This is a genomic window from Gemmatimonadales bacterium (assembly GCA_036279355.1).
GTDB lineage: Bacteria > Gemmatimonadota > Gemmatimonadetes > Gemmatimonadales > GWC2-71-9 > DASQPE01.
The window spans coordinates 1-2,651 of sequence record DASUJH010000055.1 but is presented as its reverse complement, the minus strand read 5'-3'; the positions used below and the strand labels follow the sequence as shown (position 1 = coordinate 2,651).

At 69.9% G+C, this 2,651-nt stretch carries 1 protein-coding gene; it reads left to right on the top strand.

All coding sequences use genetic code 11. The features are described 5' to 3' along the window. Positions 1–125: 125 nt before the first annotated feature. Positions 126–2,651, top strand: a 2,526-nt coding sequence (locus tag VFW66_13640; GenBank protein ID HEX5387741.1) for a hypothetical protein, incomplete at its 3' end; no start/stop codon positions are given.

The window sequence follows — 2,651 nt, the reverse complement described above, 5'->3', positions numbered from 1 at the left end:
GCCAAAGAATCGGGAAATTTCCGGCATGCGCCGCCCGTGAGTGGGTCGCCGCCAATCTCCCATCCCGTGAGCCGATTCCGTCATCCTGGTCACGCAGGCAGGACCAAAGGAGCGCGGGCCAGCCGATGAGCTTCGAAGTCGAAACCCCCATCCTCAACTCGCCCTTCGCCGCGCCCGGCGAGCATTGGTTCATCCGGCCCGGGCACCCGCCTGAGCGCCGCACCGGCCGCCGCCCGGCGCTCGTCTTTCAGCCGCGCGACCAGCCCGAGCCGTGGGACGTAGCGGGCGACCCCACGCTCGAGCGGCTCGCCGAGTACGAGCGCGCCTACGGGCTCAAGCTCGTCAACCTGATCCGGCGCCGGCTGGCGCAGTGGCAGGCCGACGGGCGGCCCGGCGCCACGCGCGTCACCCGCGAGCTGATCGACTGGTGGCGGCGCGATGGCCGGCAGCAGCGCCTCTTCTTCGCGCAGCTCGAAGCGGCCGAGACGCTCATCTTCCTGCGCGAGGCGAGAAGCGACTACCTGCAGGGCCTGGACGTGCCGCGCGACGAGCCGGGCGAGGAGTGGCGCGAGCGGGGCTACGCCGGCTTTCTCCGCTACGCCTGCAAGATGGCCACCGGCGGCGGCAAGACGACCGTGATGGCGATGGCCGCCGCGTGGAGCATCCTCAACAAGGTGCAGGACAAGTCGAACGCGACGTACTCGGACGTGGTGCTCGTCGTCTGCCCCAACATCACCATCCGCGACCGCCTGCTCGAGCTCGACCCCGCGCGGGGCGACGCATCGCTCTACCGCTCGCGCGACCTGGTGCCGCCGCACCTCATGCCGCTCCTCGCGCGCGGGCGCGTGGTCATCACCAACTGGCACGTGTTCGAGCCCCAGGCGGCCGACGTAGGTGACGTGAAGGCGCGGGTCGTGAAGGCCGGCGTGCGGCAGACGGTGCAGGAAACGATCAAGGTCGCGGAGCGGAGCACGACCGCGCGCGGTCAGCGGTACATGACGCCGCAGGCGCTCGATGCCGTCGCGGCGGCGGGCTCCATCCGGGTCCTCGCGGAAAGGCGGGACGACGCGGGCCACGTCACCGCCGTGGTGGTAGAGCGGGAGCGCTGGGTGGAGAGCGACACCGCGATAGTCGCGCGGGTGCTCGGACGCGAGATCGGCGGCAAGCAGAACGTCCTCGTCATGAACGACGAGGCCCACCACGCCTACCGCATCCGGCGCGACGAGGGCGGCGACGAGGAGCTGTTCGAGGGCGACGAGGAAGACGAGTTCTACCGCGAAGCCACCGTCTGGGTTGAGGGACTCGACCGGGTGAACAAGCTCCGCGGCATCAACTTCTGTCTCGACCTCTCGGCCACGCCGTACTTCCTGGGGCGGATGGGCGCGATGACGGGCCGGCCATTTCCGTGGGTGGTGAGCGAGTTCGGGCTCATCGACGCGATCGAATCCGGCCTGGTCAAGATCCCGCAGCTCGCGCTGGGCGATACCAGCGGGCAGGAGCGGCCCGACTACTTCAATATCTGGGACTGGATCGTCCGGAAAAAGCTCACGCCGGCCGAGCGGGGAGCGAAGCAGGGGAGCCCCAAGCCGGAGGCCATCCTCAAGTACGCGCACGCGCCCATAGCGCTGCTCGCGGGGCAGTGGCGCGAGGAGTTCGCGCGCTGGGCGTCGCCGCGCGCGGAGGACCCGCGGCCGCCCGTCTTCATCATCGTCTGCAAGAACACGGCGATCGCCAAGGTCGTGTACGAGTGGCTCGCACTGGACGAGCGGCCGGCCGGCATTCCCTCGTCGGGGCTGCCGGAATTTCTCAACCGGAACGGCGAGGCAAACACGATTCGGGTGGACACCAGGGTCGTCCACGACACCGATCGCGGCGAGAGCGACGGCGGCTCCAAGGCCGACGAGCAGCGCTGGATGCGCTTCACCCTCGACACGGTGGGGAAGACCGACTGGACCCGCGACGGTCAGGGCCGCGCGATCTACCCCGAGGGGTTCGAGGAGCTGGCGCGGAAGCTCGAGCGTCCGCTGCACCCGCCGGGCCGCGACGTGCGCTGCATCGTGAGCGTGGCGATGCTGACCGAAGGCTGGGACGCGAGCACGGTGAGTCACATCGTCGGGTTGCGGCCGTTCATGAGCCAGTTGCTCTGTGAGCAGGTGGTGGGGCGCGGCCTCCGCCGTCGGCGGTACGACCTGGGCGAGAACGACCGGTTCGGCGAGGAGATGGCCCAGGTGCTGGGCGTGCCGTTCGAGGTGATTCCGTTCAAGGCCACGGGCGGCCCGCCACCGGAGCCGAAGCCGCGCCACCGGGTGTACGCGGTGCCGGCCAAGGCGGAGTTCGAGATCACCTTTCCGCGCGTCGAGCGCTATACGCAACGGGTAACCGGGCGGGTGGCGGTGCACTGGGACGCTGTGGCCCGGCTGGACATCGACCCCGCGAAGATCCCGCCCGAGGTCGAGATGGCGATGAGCCTGCCGAACAACCAGGGGCGGCCGAGCGTTCTGGCGCGCGACCGGGTGAAGGAAACGACGCTGGAGCCCTTCCGCCGCGGGAAACGGCTGCAGGAGCTGGTGTTCGCGATGGCCCGCGACCTCACCCGCGATATGGTGCGGCACGAGGATGTGGCGGTGCCGGCGGGAGTACTGTTTCCGCAA